Source organism: Streptomyces sp. HSG2 (assembly GCF_016598575.1).
Taxonomy (GTDB): Bacteria; Actinomycetota; Actinomycetes; order Streptomycetales; family Streptomycetaceae; genus Streptomyces.
Genome location: NZ_CP066801.1, coordinates 3,516,502 through 3,531,888, shown reverse-complemented (window position 1 = coordinate 3,531,888; position 15,387 = coordinate 3,516,502). Strand labels below are relative to the sequence as shown.

The following is a 15,387-nucleotide window of genomic DNA, read 5'->3' as shown; positions in this document are numbered from 1 at the left end:
ATCGTTCAGCCTCGGGTGAGCTTCTTGTAGGTGGCGCGGTGCGGACGGGCGGCGTCCGGGCCCAGCCGCTCGATCTTGTTCTTCTCGTAGGACTCGAAGTTGCCCTCGAACCAGAACCACTTCGACTCGCCCTCGTAGGCGAGGATGTGCGTGGCGACGCGGTCGAGGAACCACCGGTCGTGGGAGACGACCACCGCGCACCCCGGGAATTCCAGCAGCGCGTTCTCCAGGCTGGAGAGCGTCTCGACGTCGAGGTCGTTGGTGGGCTCGTCGAGGAGGAGGAGATTGCCGCCCTGCTTGAGGGTGAGCGCGAGGTTGAGTCGGTTGCGCTCGCCGCCCGAGAGGACGCCGGCCGGCTTCTGCTGGTCCGGGCCCTTGAAGCCGAAGGCGGAGACGTACGCCCGCGACGGCATCTCGACCTGACCGACGTTGATGTAGTCCATTTCGTCGGAGACGACGGCCCACAGCGTCTTCTTCGGGTCGATGTTCTCGCGGCTCTGGTCGACGTAGGAGATCTTGACGGTGTCCCCGACCTTGATGCTGCCGCCGTCCGGATGCTCCAGCCCCTGGATCATCTTGAACAGGGTGGTCTTGCCCGCGCCGTTGGGACCGATCACACCCACGATGCCGTTGCGCGGCAGAGTGAAGCTGAGGTCGTCGATGAGCACCTTCTCGCCGAACGCCTTGCTGAGGTTGTTCACCTCGACGACGACGTTGCCCAGTCGCGGACCCGGCGGGATCTGGATCTCCTCGAAGTCCAGCTTCCGCATCTTGTCGGCCTCGGCGGCCATCTCCTCGTAACGGGCGAGTCGGGCCTTGGACTTGGCCTGACGACCCTTGGCGTTGGAGCGCACCCACTCCAACTCGTCCTTGAGGCGTTTGGCGCGCTTGGCGTCCTTCTGCCCCTCGACCTTGAGCCGGGTCTGCTTGGTCTCCAGGTACTTGGAGTAGTTGCCCTCGTAGCCGTGCAAGCGGCCCCGGTCCACCTCGCAGATCCAACCGGCGACGTTGTCGAGGAAGTACCGGTCGTGGGTGACGGCGACGACGGTGCCGGGGTACTTGGCCAGGTGCTGTTCCAGCCAGTTCACCGACTCGGCGTCGAGGTGGTTGGTGGGCTCGTCGAGCAGCAGCAGGTCGGGCTGTTCCAGCAACAGCTTGCACAGGGCGACCCGACGACGCTCGCCGCCGGAGAGGCGGGTGACGGGCCAGTCGCCGGGCGGGCAGCCCAGGGCGTCCATCGCCTGATCCAACTGGGCTTCCAGATCCCAGGCGTTGGCGTGGTCGAGCTGCTCCTGGAGCTTGCCCATCTCGTCCATGAGCGCGTCGGAGTAGTCGGTCGCCATCAGCTCGGCGATCTCGTTGAACCGGTCGAGCTTGCCCTTGATCTCGGCGACGCCCTCCTGGACGTTCTCCAGGACCGTCTTCTCCTCGTTCAGCGGGGGCTCCTGCAGCAGGATGCCCACCGTGTAGCCCGGGCTCAGAAAGGCGTCGCCGTTCGAGGGCTGCTCCAGCCCGGCCATGATCTTCAGAACGGTCGACTTGCCGGCCCCGTTCGGGCCGACGACGCCGATCTTCGCCCCGGGGAGGAAGTTCAGGGTGACGTCGTCGAGGATCACCTTGTCGCCGTGCGCTTTGCGCGCCTTGCGCATGGTGTAAATGAACTCAGCCAAGAGAAACCGTCCGGCAGCTTGAATCTGGCAGTGGGCAGATACACCCCATCTTGCCGGATCACCGCCCCCCGGGGGAAACCCGTCCGCCCTCGACCCGCTGACCTGCGGATCCGATGCTCATCAACGCCCGCGCTCCGGAGCGGGGCGTCGTGGCCGACGGATTCGCGACGCGCCAGAACCCTTGCCCGGGTACTGGAACCCTAGCCCGGGTAGGCGTGACGCTCGCGCCCCTCCCGCAACACCGTGGCCCACCATTCGAGCTGGGTCAGCATGCGCGTCGCCGCCGCCGCGCACTCGCCCTCGTCGGCGATCTCCTCCCGCTCGTCGAAGAGGTCGAAGGCGTTGTGGAAGCTCATCGCGTCCCGGACGGTCACCGAGTGCAGTTCCGCGACCACCTGCCGCAGATGCTCGGCAGCCCGAACGCCGCCGCCCTGCCCCCCGTACGAGACGAGACCGAACGCCTTGGCGACCCACTCGGAGCGGAACCAGTCCAGGACGTTCTTCAGCGCGGCGGGGTAGCTGTGGTTGTACTCGGGGGTGACGAGGACGAAGGCGTCGGCCGCCGCCAGCCGCCGGCCGACCTCCGCCTGGACGTCGGCCGTGGCGGTATCCGGCCGATCGCCGAAACCGGGCATCGCCATGGGCAGCGAGTGCTCGGCCAGGTCCAGGACGTCCACCTCGAACCGGCCCAGCCGACGCGCCCGCCCGGCGAACCAACGGGACAGGGGCAGACCGAAGCGTCCCTCACGGACGCTCCCCACGATGACGACAAGACGGAGCCGGTTCTCCGACATGATCTCTCCTCCAGGAAGGTGACGCGCTCTTCGTGAACAAGAGCAGCCTCCGACCTCAACTCACCTTCAGGTCAAGCGCTCCCCCTCCGCGCACGGACGGCCCCACCCTTCCCTTCGGGATCGCGCTCCGACCCGACCGTCGCCGTCCGGCCCCACGGGAACGGGACGTGACGGACGCCCACCCCACGATCGGTCCGCCGAGGGGACGGACACCACGAGACGCCCCGGTCCTGACCCGTCCGACGCACGGACGGGATCGCGCCCACCGGTCCGGCTCCGCCGCCACGCGGGGCGCCTCCCTCGGGCTCCGCGACGACGCACGTCACCCACACCCACCGGCCGAAAGGCCCCGGGAGCCACGACCGGGCCGATCAGTCCCGGACGGCCGGCCCTCGGCGCCGCACGACCAAGAGCGTGCCGCCCCCGAGCACCAGGAGGACCAGGGCGATGGCACCGATCAGCGGGGTGACCTCGGAACCGCCCGTCGCGGCGAGGTCGGCGTCGGGGAGCGCTCCGCCGCCGGCGGCGGCCGGGCCGGGCTCGCCGAGCGTACGCGTCATCTCGCCGTCGGTCGGGTCGCTCTCGGTCGGGTCGCCCTGGGTCCGACAGTCGAGGACGCCGGTGAAGCGTCGCTCCGACCCGTCGGGCCCGTACACGGTGACGTCGTAGGAGGAGTCCTCCGCGAGCGGCACCGAAACGGTCCGGGCGGCGCCCGCCTCGACGCTGTACTCCGTCCCCGACAGTTCGAAGGAGAACGTCTCGTCTCCCCCGTTGGCCACCGTGACCTCCAGTCCCTCTTCCGCGCAGTTCTCGGTGGCGGAGATCGCGGGCACCGCACCCTCGCCGGCCCAGGTCGCCTCGGCCGCGGCGGAGACCGCCGACTCGCTGGAGCCGGCCAGGATCTGGGTCTGGCTGCCGCTCTCCGAGGCGAAGGCACGACCGACGGGCACCGTGGTGGAGGCCCGCACCGTGAGCGTGGTCCTCCCGTCCACCGCGTCCTCGGGCACGTCGAAGAAGAGCCGACTGCCATCGGCGGCGGAGGTGACCGGTTCGCCGGCCTCGTCCACCACGCGAACGCCGCTCGTGGCCGCGTCGGAGGGCGGAGCGACCGTGACGCGGTCGGCGTCCGTGCGCACGGTGACCGGGCCGATCGGCGCGCCGGCGCGCCCGGACACCGCGGGTGGGTCGAGGGTGAGAGACGCACGCGGCTCGCCGGAGTCGCGGGCCTCGCCCACCAGATAGTCGGCGAGTCGCTCGGCCTGGGGGTCGACCGCCTCCACGTCGATCGCGTCCGAGAGTCGCCAGAGCGCCACCTGGGTCCCGGCGGCGGCGTCCTCCTCGGTGAAGGCACCGCGGACTCCCGCCTTCTCGGCGAGCGCGGCGAGATCGTCGACCTGCGGGTAGGAGTTCAGGAGGATCCACCGGACACGCCCCGCTCGCTCGTTGACACCGAGCGAGGTACCGCTCCACGGAGTCTCGTGGTATTCGGCCCCCTGTTGGGTGGGGTTGTGCGCGTCGACGCAGTACGTCCGCAGCGTCCCGCCTCCGGCGACGGACATCTCGAACAGCCCCGCGGACACCCGCCGGTCCCCCGACTCCCCATGGATCACCGCCCGTCCGTGCGTCTTGAGGCCGTCCAGCGTGGCGGTCGCCCCGCCCCCGGCGGTGGCGCCGCCGGGCCCGCCGTCGGCGACGGCCTTGCCACCGGCGGCCCCCACCGCCGTCACGGTCAGGACGGAGACGGTCGTGGCCGACGCGAGCCGCACCACGGCCCGCCGGGCGGCGGAACGTACGGAGAACGAGAGGAACACCCTTTTCCCTTTCGGGCAAAGCCTGTTGGCGTGCGCCGGGGGCACGGCCCCACCGGCGGAATCAGCGGCCTCAAGAGCCTGTCCGGCATCCTAGGTATCCCCCGCACCCGCCTTGTGGGGGATACCGGACACAGCTCGATCCGAATCGGAATCGTTATCGCGGCGGCTGCGTGACAAGTGGCCTTGTCGACACGTCTCCCATGGGACGGACCCGCACGGACGAGGGGAAAGCCCCGTGTCCCGGGACGTTTTCGATCCGCGTCCCCACCTGGGCCCGCCCCGACACACCGACTCGCCTCACCCGACCGGGGCAGGTGCCGCCCTGTGCGACTCGGCGGGCTCCGAGTGGGCCGCCGCCCGGGAGGACTCCCCGGAGCCGGTGCCACCGACCGAGCGCACGCGTGGCCGCCGCCGCGCGCGCCCCGCCTCCGTCTCGGCGGCGCACGCAGAGACCGCCCGTTCTCGCACGGTCCCGACGGACGCTGCGGACGCGCCGCCGATCGTGGAGAACCCCGTCACTCTCCGATCCCGCGGACCGGCGCCCCGGTCACGACCCCGCTCACCGTCACCCCGGCCCCTGACCGACGACTCGCGCGTAGCGCTCACGGACTTCCCGGTACCTCAACAGCTCGGCCGCCACCGGATCGAGGACGCGAGCCCTGCCACAGCCCGCCGCGGCGTCCCGCACCAGGCGTTCGGCCGCCTCACCGTAACGCCGGGCCGGTCCGCGGGCCGCCAGCCGACACCCCCACTCGACCAGCGGCCCGCCGAGCAGACCCACCGCCATCAGGAGCACCGGAGCCATGGGACCGGGCGGGAACACTCCGAGAATCCACCCCGACAACCACACCGCTCCGACCACCTGGAGCAGCGTCGTCGCCGCCTGTGCCGTGACCGCCAACGGCCACCACCCCGGTCGAGGTGGTCGCGCCACCGGTGTCTCCGCACGATCGGCGATCTCGTCCAGTGCCTCGGGCAGCCCTTCCGCGCCCCGGGCCGCCGCGTCGCGGACCGCCCGCTCCCAGGGAGGGGGCAGCCCGACGACGGCCCTGTCGACCACCCGACGGACCGCCTGTTCCACTCCCTGGCGGGCGGTTGACACCCCGGCCACACCGGCTGTCGCCGACGGCTCCCCGGCCGGCTCTTCGCAGTGGGCGTCGCGCGCGTGCCGGAACCGAAGCCACGGGGTGCCGCACGCCCGGTTCGCCCGGCGCCGCCACGCTCGCTCCGCCGCGACACCCACCGCCTCGGCACCCACGGCCTCGGCAAGCCGCTCGGCGAACTCCTCCCGCGCCTCCTCGGTCAGGCCGGTCCCGCGCCCCGTGACGTAGGCCGGTCGCAGCCCGCGGGCGGCGGCGTCCACGTCGGCCGCGAGCCGACGTTCCGACGCCCCTCGCTCGGCGACGAACTGCCCCAGCGCCTCGCGCAACTCCCCCAGCCCCTCACCGGTGAGCGCGGACAGCGCGAGCACCGTCGCCCCCCGCTCGCCGTGCTCCCCCAAGGCGACGCCGTCCTCGTCCAGGAGGCGCCGCAAATCGTCCAGCACCTGCTCGGCGGCCTCGCCTGGCAGCCTGTCGACCTGGTTGAGGACCACGAAGGTGACCTCGGCGTGATCGGCCATCGGCCGCAGATATCGCTCGTGAAGGGCCGCGTCGGCGTACTTCTCCGGGTCGACGACCCAGATGACGGCGTCCACCAACGCCAGGACACGGTCCACCTGCTCGCGATGGCGCACCGCCGCCGAGTCGTGGTCGGGCAGATCCACCAGCACGAGCCCGCGAAGCCGGGAGTCCGCGTCCGGGTGCGGGACGGGCCGACGTCTCAGCCGTCCGGGGACGCCGAGTCGGTCCAGCAGGCCCGCCGCCCCGTCACTCCAACCGCACGCGACAGGAGCGGCGGTGGTGGGGCGACGAACGCCCGTCTCCGAAACACTCGCCCCGACCAGCGCGTTGAACAACTGGGACTTGCCACTGCCGGTGGCACCGGCGATGGCCACGACGGTGTGCTCGCCGGACAGCCCGCGCCGCGCGGACGCCTCGTCGAGCACCCGACCCGCCTCGGCGAGGGTCTCGGCGTCCAGACGGGTCCGCGAGAGACCGACCAGCTCGCGCAACGCCTCCAGCCGCACCCCGAGCGGCCCCGAGTACGACGCGGGCGCCGCCGCCGGGAGAGCGCCACGAGCACCGTCGGCCGATCCCCCCTCGGGCGCGCCGACGGTGTCCACCGGGCACGGCTCGCTCATCCGCCGGGCGATCAGCCCGTCGTTCCAGGCCGCACCGGTGTCCCCGCTCCCCGAGCCGGCCGCCGGGACGGTGTCGTGGCCACGCCCCGACGCCCGCCCCGAGCACCCCTGCCCCTCCTCGCGGTCCCGGCGCGGCGCTTCCGACGCCGGACTCCGCGCGGCGGACCCGCGCGAGGAACCCTCGGCCTCCCCACGGCGGTCGCCCGGGACACGATCGGCAGGAACCGACCCGCCGCGCGTCGGGTACTCGGCGGGGTCCTCGTCAGTGACGGTGGTCACCGCTCACCTCTTCCTTCCGCAACAGGGACAGGGCGGCGATGAGTTCCGCCTGGGATTCGGGCCGCAGGTCCAGCCTGTCGAGCGGCGCCAGCCTGCGCTCCCGCTCCCGGTGCACGATCCGCTCCACACACGCCGTCAGCATGCGTCCCGCCCCGTCGCGCAGGCGCAGGGCGCGCCGGGCTCCGACCTCCTCCGCGAGGCGTTCCCCGGCGGACCTCCCGCGGCGCCCGCCGAGCAGGGCGGCGGCGACCAGCGCGGCGACCGCCTCCGGGTCCGGCGCCCGATGCCCGTCCAGCTCGCGTACCTCGTCCTCGGCGCACTCCTCGATCTCGCGCCGCCAGCGCCGCACCGCCATACCGACCCGGTGTGCGGCGTGCTCCGCCCCGTCCGCCCCGGCGTCGGATTCCGTGAGCGCCGGCGCGGCTCCGGCGGGGTCGCGCCGCCAGTCGTCGTCGACCCTCTCCTCGGCGGCGTCCACCGCGCACAGCAGCACCGAGGTCAGGCTCTCCACCAGCGCGTCGAGGAGTTCCTCGGCGGCACAGTCCATCGGAAAGGCGCGCCATCGCCGCAACGCGCCGCCGGTCAGTACCGCCCCGGCGCGCAGCCGGTCGCGCACCCGTGCCTCCGCCTCGTCGTAGGCCCGGTCGACGGCGGCGGTGAGCCGCAGCACCGCCGCGTACTGCGCGGCCGCGGCTCCGGCCAGTTCGGGCATCCGCGAGCGAAGCGAGTCGAGAGCGCCCCGCGCGGTGCGCTCCACGGCGCGTTCCCGTGCGACCTGGTCCTGTGCCCGGTGCGTCAGCCAGTTCCGCAGCGGAGCGACCGCCGTCGCCGGCAGCAGTCCGCCACCCCAGGCCGACTCGGGCAGTTCGGGCACGGTGAAGCGGGGGACGTCGCCGAGCCCGGCCCGGGTGAGCAGCGCCTCGTACTGCCGGGACACCTCCGCGAGCACCTGATGGGGCACCCGGTCGAGGACGGTGATCAGGCCGGCCCGGTACTCCTTCGCGGTGCGCAGCAGGTGCCAGGGCACGGCGTCGGCGTAGCGGGCGGCGGTGGTCACCATCACCCAGACGTCCGCCGCGCAGACCAGTTCGGCGGCGAGGACCCGGTTCTCCGCGACCAGCGAGTCGATGTCGGGGGCGTCCAGGAGGGCGAGGCCGGGAGGCAGGTTGTCGGCCGTCTCGACCCGGATCACCCGTCCCGGCCGGGATTCGCGGTGTGCCGGGTCGTCGCCGCCGGGTTCCTGACGGGGCACCCGGACGCGTGTGAGGTCGGGAAGGACCCTCTTGCCGCTGAACCAGTGGTGGTCCCCCGGGTTGCAGACGAGCACGGGCGTACGCGTGGTGGGGCGGAGAATGCCCGCCTCGCTCACCCGACGTCCCACCAGGGAGTTCACCAGCGTGGACTTGCCGGCCCCGGTCGATCCGGCCACGACGGCGAGCAGCGGTGCCTCGGGCGACCGCAATCTGGGCAACAGGTAGTCGTCGAGCTGGGCCAGGAGTTCGTCGCGATTGGCACGCGCGCGCGGGGCCCCGGCGAGGGGCAGGGGGAAGCGTGCGGCCGATACACGGTCGCGCAGGGCGGAGAGTGCGTCGAGCAGCTGAGGCCGTACGTCCATGGTCACCACATGCGAAGAATGCCCAATTTCTGGGGAATCCTGAAGCATGTCGGCTCGCCCTGCGCGCCGATCTGACAGATGGGGACACTCGGGGCGAGTGGGACGGGATTCGAGTGGAGGGATAACGAGTGCACAACACCCGATGCGCACGGCACGAAAATCAGTGCGTGATTCGCACCTGCCTGCGATTATCGGGACCGCTTCACCGAACCTCCACACAGAACCACGGAGGTGAAGCGACAGGGGCAGGGATCCCGGAGCCCTATCCTTGTCCCGGCGGCGTCGCGGATCAGCCCCGCCCGAGGGCGGTCGCGACGGCGGTCACCACAGGCCCCCGTAGCTCAGTGGATAGAGCAGGCGCCTTCTAAGCGCTTGGCCGCAGGTTCGAGTCCTGCCGGGGGCGCCACCGCCACACCCTCCTGCTATTGCCCGCCGACTCCGCCACCTGCGCCGGCGGAGTGCCGCGGTTGAGCCAGGCCATGAGACTGGCATGACGCAGGTCGTACACCCGCTTGCCGGTCGGAGCCTTCCGCTCTCTCCGAGAGCACCGCTTCACGCGCCTTCGTCCAGGCCCGCCAGAACACCGATCCCGCGAGCATGCCGCCCTTCTCTCCTCCGAGGTTGCGCAGGGTGGCCATGTTCTCCGGGCCGTGTCCGGTACGGACTTGCCAGTGGTCCTCGTGGAAGGTGACATCGCGGATGAAGTGCGGCCGGTTCTCGATCACCCACTGTGATCTCGCCCAGGCGGGCGCTCCTCTCCGGTGACGCCGGTCGCCTGGTGAGGCCGAGCCACCTTCGACCGCACCCCTCGATCTTCGCCGGCACACGCTGCGACACGACGTGTCCTGTCCGCCACAGAACCCGCCACACCACGCCTGACCAGCAGAAAGTCAGCGATCAAGTACGGAAGGACAACAGCCTCTCACCTAGGCTCACGCCACGCTGTCACAGAGGGCGCCGCGAACGGGCCCATACGTTGACGGCACCAGGTCCGCGACCAGGCGTGGCTTCCTCTGTTCGCAACTTGGCTGCGACCTCGCGGATCTGCGCGTCATCAGGTCCGCGGTCGAGGTAGAACAGGGACTCGTCCACCGGCTTGTCGTCGCCGCCCCAGCGGACCACTCCCTCGCAGTCCGCGAGTATGTCGCGCACTACGACCTCCTGGAGCGGGAAGAGACTGCCCTGGGCTGCCGCACCGGGGCGGATGCGGACCGCGGTGCCGGAGGCGAGATTCGACTCCGGCTTCGCCATGCCCAGACCGTTGGCCGTCTGCCAGCCGGTCAGGTCGGGACTGTGGAGCTGTTCGACCTCGTAGTGGAAGCGGCGCACGACGTGGAGCAGTATCGTCTCAGGGTCGCCGATCCAGACCGGCACGCTGAGTCCGGAGCCGGCCACCGCACGGGTCCACACCTGGGAGTTGTGGTCGGTGTTGTCCTGCACTGGCCAGCCGTTGGCCGTGGTCTTGCGCGGCTTCGCAGTGCTCTTCTTTCCTGCGGCCCTCTCCTTGTCAGCGGCCCACGCCGCCGTCGGGCCCGCGAGGCTGATGGAGGCCATCGTGCCCAGTATGGCTGCGCCCCTGACGACTGTCCGCCGTGCGATTCCGTTCTCCACGCTTCTTCCCTCTCCACTGGTGATGTTCATGTAGTCCTCGCTGGGTAAGCGTTCAGCCGATTCCGATTCCCACGAAGAAGGGTGCAAGGGTCGCCGTTGCACACACCAGCCAGTACGGGTACGGCGGCGGGGCGTCGAGCATCTTGCGTCGCAGCCAGATGTTGACCAGTGCCCAGAGTCCGCCGAAGCAGGCCACTACGGGGACGACGACGACCAGCCAGAGCAGCATCCCGTCGTCCTCGTTCGGGTCCCGGCTGGTCCAGCCGAGCTGGGCCAGGGGGCCATTGGACAGGACATACCAGACCAGGAAGATCGGCACGATCGCCGGGATGCCGAGCAGGAGGTTGACCGCCACCGGGACGAACGACTTCCGCGGCTGTGTGTTCTTCATGGGGCTCCGTGTCTCAGCTGGCGCGGCTGAGCTTGTTGTAGTTCTCCAGGACGTTGTACAGACCGATCAGCTCACGGCCGTACTGTTCGGCGTCATCGCCGGTTCCGTTGTAGCGAGCCAGCAGGGCCTGCGTGTCGGCCGAGCCGGTGGTCAGGTTGGGGCGGGTGATGCCGAGCTGGTGGGCGTTGTAGAGGGTCAGGTAGGCAACGGAGGGGATGTTGTACTCGGGCTCCTGGAGGTTGTCCCATACCGCACGCCTGTCGCCGCTCGTCAGCGTGGTGCCGTTGATGATGCCCTGCTGAATGCAGTAGTTGCGGGCCTCGATGGTCACCCAGGCGAAGATCTGCCCCCAACCGGTGCTGCTGTCCTCCCGCAGGCCGTTCTTCACGGCCTCGTCGGCGATCGCGTCCAGCGGGTTCAACTTGCGCAGCTCCCACAGGACCGGGGCCTGGATGAGCGCCTTGCGCATCTTGAGGGTGCGGGCGAGGTTGGTGAAGAGCCAGTCGGCGTCCATGACCATGTTGAACGCCTCGGTCGTGGAGATGACGTCATACGTGACCCAGTCGTCGTCCGCGGTCCAGCCCTCTCCGCCGGTCTCCGGGACGCCGATGGACTCCAGGTACGTCTGGACGTCGCCGAGCATCGCCGACTTGTAGGCGGCCTTGTCGAAGTCGGTGTCCAGGTTGCTCTCCAACGGGATGCCAGGGTCGAAGTCGCCCTGCCCGGTGTCGCGCCCGGAGGCGATGTTGTTGTCGATCTCGATGGCTCCGCTGCCGGAGCCGACCGTGACGGTGGAGATCTGATCGAACGCCCAGTTGGTGGGAAGCGGGTAGCCGAGGTTGCCGGAGAAACCGGAGGACATGTCGGACACGAAGCTGGTCGCCGCGTAGCCGGCATCGGCGACCCGCTGACAGACGTTGCGCGGGCCGTAAACCCCGACTCCGTAGGCCGAGTTCTCGCCGATTGTGCGCATCACGCCGCGGAAGTGCGGGATGACGTAGGCGGTAACCTCGCCGTCCATGGCGTCGTAGTCGACCGCGAAGTAGATGATGGCGCCGGCCTTGAAGCCGTGCATCTTGGCCCACTCGATGGCGTTGGTGGCGTCGATGCAGCCCTGGGAGTAGCTGAAGTAGTCGGCGGATCGGCTCCAGGTCTGGTAGATCGGGAAGCAGCGCAGCCCGGCCTCCTTGATGGTGGCCAACTCACCCGGCTGGATCTGCTTTTCCGGCAGGGAGGTGCTGGAAGGGTTGAAGAGATAGCGCCCGATGTACTGGTAGCCCGCCGATTTCAGGGCCGCGGCCCGGGGCGGTGTGACCATGGTGACGCCGTCACAGGCGGTGCCCTTGCGGGACTGGTCGCCGTAGGAGACGAGCAGTGAGGCCCAGGTCGGGAAGTCGCCCTGGCCGGTGACTGACAGTTTGGAGAAGGACTGGAAGGTCTCCACGCCGCTCTTCACGGTGGCGGTGAAGTCACCGAAGGGGACGCTCCGCTTGTTCAGGATCATGGCGGCGGTGAAGAGCTGCGCCCAGACACCGGTGGTGCCGAGGGAGACTGTGTGCGACTTCAGGCCGGACTGGGTGCCGGGGCCGAAGACACCGTTGGCGGTGCCGTCCGCCATGCCCAACTCGTACTGGATGGCGAAGAGCATCGACTTGGCGACGTCTCGAGAGTGGTGGCCGTCGCAGGGGATGACGTAGAAGTCCTTGCGCAGCAAATACCGTCCGTTCAGCCACTGCTGGATGGAGCGGATGGTGTCCGAGCCACCGTTCACAGTGACGTAGGCGTCCATGTTGAACAGCCCTTTGGTCGTCTTCGGCCACAGTGAGCCGCCCGGATAGATCGTGGAGACGCCCATGTTCTGGTGAAGCTTGGCGACTGCGGCCTTGACCCGGTCGTTGTACGTGCCGTCGATCTCACCGCCGTCGTATCCCTTGCAATACAGGGCGGACTGGACGATCCGGCAGAAATTCGCTGATGGGACGGTAGTGTCGTCGATCTTCCCGTACAGCTCGCCGATCTTGCCGAGAGTGGTCGGGCCGAAGGCATCGGACAGCGCTGTGATGCCCATCTCGTACTGAAGGGCTCTGGTCAGGGCGTACATCACGGGCCACCCGGTCTGCCCGTTCTCGTCAAGCTTGGATATGCCGAGTGTTGCGCCGTTGTTGTAGGTCGTGTTGATGAACTTCTGTGCGCGAAGCACCATTTCGTCTGCCATGAGCATCCTTTCGATCGGTTGTGGCCGCCAGTCGGAGTGGGAGAGGGGAGCAGGTAGCTCAGCGCAGTAGTGCCTCGACGGGCTGGATTCGACTTGCGCGCCAGGACGGGTACGGGCCGGTGATCAGGCCAGTGGCGAGTCCAAGGGCGGGTGCCGAGGTGAGGATCATCGGGTCGAGGACCGAAGTCCACTCGTGGTGGAGAGACGACGACGGCAGTGAACCTCTCTCGGGTCTCGTGACGGTTCGTGATCCTCGTTCAGGCGTTGCGAACGTGTTCGAGTTGGAGCAGGACGAGGGCGGCTCGGGCGATGACCGCGGGGTCGAGGGTGACCCTGCGCAGGGCCTTGAAGGTGACCTTCAGCCGGGCGTTGGCACGTTCGGCGACAGCGTGGACGCCTCGGATCACGGCGTTGACCTCGTTCTCACGCGTGGCGAGTTCACCGCTCAAGGGCTTCTTGGCCGGGTGACTGAGAGGTGCCGCCGTAGCCGGAGTTGAAGTACACGTGGTAGCTGTCGTCCGGGGCGCGGTTCCGCACGGACGCCGCCTTGTTCTTCATGTACTGGCCGTTGCCGTTGCCGCCGCCTCCGAAGACGTACCGGTAGGTCGTCAGAGACGATCCCTGGTACTGGCTGGTACCCCAGTGGTCGTGCACGTTGCTGTAGAACTTCGTGTACGCCGACTTGATGTAGCCATCCTGGCTGGCAATGTCCTTCGAGTTGGAGAACAGCCACAGATCCCCGTCCGAGCAGGTGATCCACGAAACGTCACAGTTTTCACTGACGTTGTAGGTGGCCGCCTGGGCGGGTGTGGCGGTGGCGAGCAGGGCCGCCGTGGTGACGGCGAATGCCCCTGCGGCGGTCTTCGCGCGTAGCGAGATGAGCTTCAAAGTGCTCCTCCCCTGTCCGGCGCACCGAAGGTCCATCGGAGACCTGATCAGGCGACTGGGCAGCCCAGTCGCCAAACCCGCGCGCTCCATGCTGGCCGTTCGCAGGCTCTCGGAACGCTATCACTGCACGCTCGTGACGTTCGATCATTTTTGCGATTTCGCGATAGGGAGGGCGCCCCGTCTTCCTGCTGCTCCGGTGCCCGTGGGCGTCACAGGCACCGAGTTGGTCGGCGTACGGCGAGGCAAAGGCCAGGACTTTCTCACCGAGGTCGGTGAGCGCGTCCGATGCTCGTGCTGGCCGCGGATCAACAGTTGCCCCTGTAGATCTTGTTCCAGGTGCTGGAGCTGCGAGGTCAGCGTGGAGGGACGGATGTCGGCCGCGCGGCAGAACGCCACCAGTGTGGGGTAGGTCGCGCCCTGGAGGAACCGGTGCAGCCGCCGTTGCCCGGCGTGGGTACGCACCGCGAGCTGCGGGATGGTGGGGAAGCAGTCCGTGTTCGGCGCCTCGCCCTTGTGCGGCCCGCGCGTTCTTCGTTTCGCCCGGCCCTCCGGTGAACGCCGGGGGCACGGGCCGCTGGACGCCCGCCTCGCTCTCGCGGGTCTCCCTCCCAACGGAAGGAGTCCTCGATGGTCAGGTGTTACGCGGCGAGCATGGCCGGTTCCCGCGCTCACGCGACAGCGCGCCGGCTCGGTGACGGAACCGGCACGTGTTCCACACCACCCCGTCGGTCCGCCGCTCGGCCTCGCTACACGTCGCCCTTCACGAACGAGCCTTGACCGAGGATCGTGTAGAGCCGCCCCTCTGCCCTCAAGGCCGCCACTGCCTTCTGCACAGTCGAGGGAGACACGTCCAGCTCAGCGGCGAGATCCACGACAGCCGGGAAACGCTCACCCACTGGGTACTGCCCAACATCCAGGCGGCGACGTAGCTCCTCCGCAACCTGGGGCCATACCGGCTTCCCACGATCAAGGTCCATAGCCCGAGCATCCGCATATCTCCGCAATCACGCGACCGCGTATGCTTGTCCGTGAGTACAACGACGACAGAAGACCCCGGCGACCGATGCAAGCGGCCCCGGGGCATGGCCCGCACTGACAAGGAGTGCAGACGTGCGAACTCTACTGGCCCTCATCCTCTCGTGGGTCATGCCCGCTCGGGGCAAGCGACGTGCGCCCCGACAGGAAGCGGCAGCGGCGCCGACGCGGCGGCGGATCGGTACGCCCCCGGCGATCACCTGCTCCGGAGCTTGCCGGCGTCGGCAGACAACGGACGGACGCCCAACCCCTGAGCCCCTGCCGGGCGAGGACCTGGCGCTCATCCGCCCGTACCTCATCGCCTGGGAGCGAGAGCGGGAACAGCGACGGCAGAGGAACGGGCGAACCGCCGCCGCCCTCCCGACTCTCGGCATCGACCCGCACGGAGCGACGGCATGACCGACCCCAAGACCTACCCGAGCGCGCCGGTGGTGCTGCCGGACCGGACGGACGAGCGGGAGCCCACGCCGGTCGACGGCTGCCTAGGCTGCCTGGAGCTGGCGAAGGTGCGGGACTGGGCACGAGCGGGCGGCGACTACACGACCATCACCGACTGCAACGTCCTGATGGCGCGGCACCCGGAGGGGCACTGATGGCCGTCCGTACGGTGACGAGGTTCGTCGACCACACGATCCGGCACGCGCCCGAGGATGGGTACACGTTCGCGATCTTCTGCACCGCCCACGAGTGCGGCGAGGACTCCGGCCCGCGGGGTGAGCAGGATGCCGCCCAGGACTGGGCGCTGCGGCACACGGGCCGCACGGGCCACGACCTGTTCCGACGAGTGGCGACCGACCACGCGCGCGTGACCCGCGAGGCATGGTCGCCGTGACCGG

The 15,387-nt window shown here is 69.7% G+C and carries 12 protein-coding genes, 1 tRNA gene and 1 pseudogene; 3 read left to right on the top strand and 11 right to left on the bottom strand.

Features of this window, described 5'->3' with window-relative positions; translation table 11 throughout:
* Window positions 1-5 precede the first annotated feature (5 nt).
* From ettA to JEK78_RS15245, 5 genes are all read right to left on the bottom strand, one after another.
* Window positions 6-1,670 (bottom strand): energy-dependent translational throttle protein EttA, encoded by a 1,665-nt coding sequence (gene ettA, locus JEK78_RS15265; RefSeq protein ID WP_200259476.1) that lies wholly within the window; start codon window positions 1,668-1,670, stop codon window positions 6-8.
* 200 nt (window positions 1,671-1,870) lie between these two features.
* Window positions 1,871-2,464 carry an NAD(P)H-dependent oxidoreductase gene (locus JEK78_RS15260; protein WP_200259473.1) on the bottom strand — a complete coding sequence of 198 codons (594 nt, stop codon included), beginning with the start codon at window positions 2,462-2,464 and terminating at the stop codon, window positions 1,871-1,873.
* A gap of 371 nt (window positions 2,465-2,835) precedes the next feature.
* Window positions 2,836-4,275 (bottom strand): Cys-Gln thioester bond-forming surface protein, encoded by a 1,440-nt coding sequence (locus JEK78_RS15255; protein ID WP_200259468.1) that lies wholly within the window; start codon window positions 4,273-4,275, stop codon window positions 2,836-2,838.
* Between the two features lie 565 nt (window positions 4,276-4,840).
* On the bottom strand, window positions 4,841-6,796 hold the full coding sequence (locus JEK78_RS15250) for a YfjP family GTPase (protein WP_242483091.1): 1,956 nt from the start codon (window positions 6,794-6,796) through the stop codon (window positions 4,841-4,843).
* Complete coding sequence (locus JEK78_RS15245) at window positions 6,780-8,411, bottom strand: dynamin family protein (RefSeq protein WP_200264193.1); 1,632 nt, start codon at window positions 8,409-8,411, stop codon at window positions 6,780-6,782. Before JEK78_RS15245 ends, JEK78_RS15250 begins: the two co-directional genes overlap by 17 nt.
* 330 nt (window positions 8,412-8,741) lie before the next feature.
* On the opposite strand from JEK78_RS15245, the gene JEK78_RS15240 reads away from it, so the two are divergent.
* Window positions 8,742-8,817, top strand: a tRNA-Arg gene (locus tag JEK78_RS15240).
* 539 nt (window positions 8,818-9,356) lie between these two features.
* Here the strand turns inward: JEK78_RS15240 and JEK78_RS15235 are convergent.
* The 6 genes and pseudogenes from JEK78_RS15235 to JEK78_RS15210 all read right to left on the bottom strand — a co-directional run bounded on the left by JEK78_RS15235 (window position 9,357) and on the right by JEK78_RS15210 (window position 14,493).
* Window positions 9,357-9,965 (bottom strand): hypothetical protein, encoded by a 609-nt coding sequence (locus JEK78_RS15235; RefSeq protein ID WP_242483090.1) that lies wholly within the window; start codon window positions 9,963-9,965, stop codon window positions 9,357-9,359.
* Window positions 9,966-10,074: 109 nt separating this feature from the next.
* On the bottom strand, window positions 10,075-10,413 hold the full coding sequence (locus tag JEK78_RS15230; RefSeq protein ID WP_200259462.1) for a hypothetical protein: 339 nt from the start codon (window positions 10,411-10,413) through the stop codon (window positions 10,075-10,077).
* Window positions 10,414-10,426: 13 nt separating this feature from the next.
* Window positions 10,427-12,628 (bottom strand): glycoside hydrolase domain-containing protein, encoded by a 2,202-nt coding sequence (locus JEK78_RS15225; protein WP_200259460.1) that lies wholly within the window; start codon window positions 12,626-12,628, stop codon window positions 10,427-10,429.
* Window positions 12,629-12,885: 257 nt separating this feature from the next.
* A pseudogene (locus JEK78_RS15220) lies at window positions 12,886-13,041 on the bottom strand (IS5/IS1182 family transposase); the annotation flags it as partial.
* A gap of 25 nt (window positions 13,042-13,066) precedes the next feature.
* Window positions 13,067-13,516 carry a hypothetical protein gene (locus JEK78_RS15215; RefSeq protein ID WP_200259458.1) on the bottom strand — a complete coding sequence of 150 codons (450 nt, stop codon included), beginning with the start codon at window positions 13,514-13,516 and terminating at the stop codon, window positions 13,067-13,069.
* A gap of 746 nt (window positions 13,517-14,262) precedes the next feature.
* Window positions 14,263-14,493, bottom strand: coding sequence for a winged helix-turn-helix domain-containing protein (locus tag JEK78_RS15210; RefSeq protein WP_200259455.1), 231 nt, complete (start codon window positions 14,491-14,493; stop codon window positions 14,263-14,265).
* Window positions 14,494-14,946: 453 nt separating this feature from the next.
* Between JEK78_RS15210 and JEK78_RS15205 the strand changes: the two genes are divergently transcribed.
* Entirely contained in the window at window positions 14,947-15,144 is a 198-nt protein-coding gene (locus tag JEK78_RS15205; RefSeq protein WP_200259452.1) for a hypothetical protein, read from the top strand.
* Complete coding sequence (locus tag JEK78_RS15200; protein WP_200259449.1) at window positions 15,144-15,383, top strand: hypothetical protein; 240 nt, start codon at window positions 15,144-15,146, stop codon at window positions 15,381-15,383. Before JEK78_RS15205 ends, JEK78_RS15200 begins: the two co-directional genes overlap by 1 nt.
* Window positions 15,384-15,387: the final 4 nt, after the last annotated feature.

What these genes read in the sequence shown, in the direction of transcription:
- JEK78_RS15205 (WP_200259452.1), top strand. Translation starts at nt 14,947, where the DNA reads ATGACCGACCCCAAGACCTACCCGAGCGCGCCGGTGGTGCTGCCGGAC.
- JEK78_RS15225 (WP_200259460.1), bottom strand. Translation starts at nt 12,628, where the DNA reads ATGGCAGACGAAATGGTGCTTCGCGCACAGAAGTTCATCAACACGACC.
- JEK78_RS15200 (WP_200259449.1), top strand. Translation starts at nt 15,144, where the DNA reads ATGGCCGTCCGTACGGTGACGAGGTTCGTCGACCACACGATCCGGCAC.
- JEK78_RS15210 (WP_200259455.1), bottom strand. Translation starts at nt 14,493, where the DNA reads ATGGACCTTGATCGTGGGAAGCCGGTATGGCCCCAGGTTGCGGAGGAG.
- JEK78_RS15230 (WP_200259462.1), bottom strand. Translation starts at nt 10,413, where the DNA reads ATGAAGAACACACAGCCGCGGAAGTCGTTCGTCCCGGTGGCGGTCAAC.
- JEK78_RS15245 (WP_200264193.1), bottom strand. Translation starts at nt 8,411, where the DNA reads ATGGACGTACGGCCTCAGCTGCTCGACGCACTCTCCGCCCTGCGCGAC.
- JEK78_RS15260 (WP_200259473.1), bottom strand. Translation starts at nt 2,464, where the DNA reads ATGTCGGAGAACCGGCTCCGTCTTGTCGTCATCGTGGGGAGCGTCCGT.
- JEK78_RS15235 (WP_242483090.1), bottom strand. Translation starts at nt 9,965, where the DNA reads ATGGCCTCCATCAGCCTCGCGGGCCCGACGGCGGCGTGGGCCGCTGAC.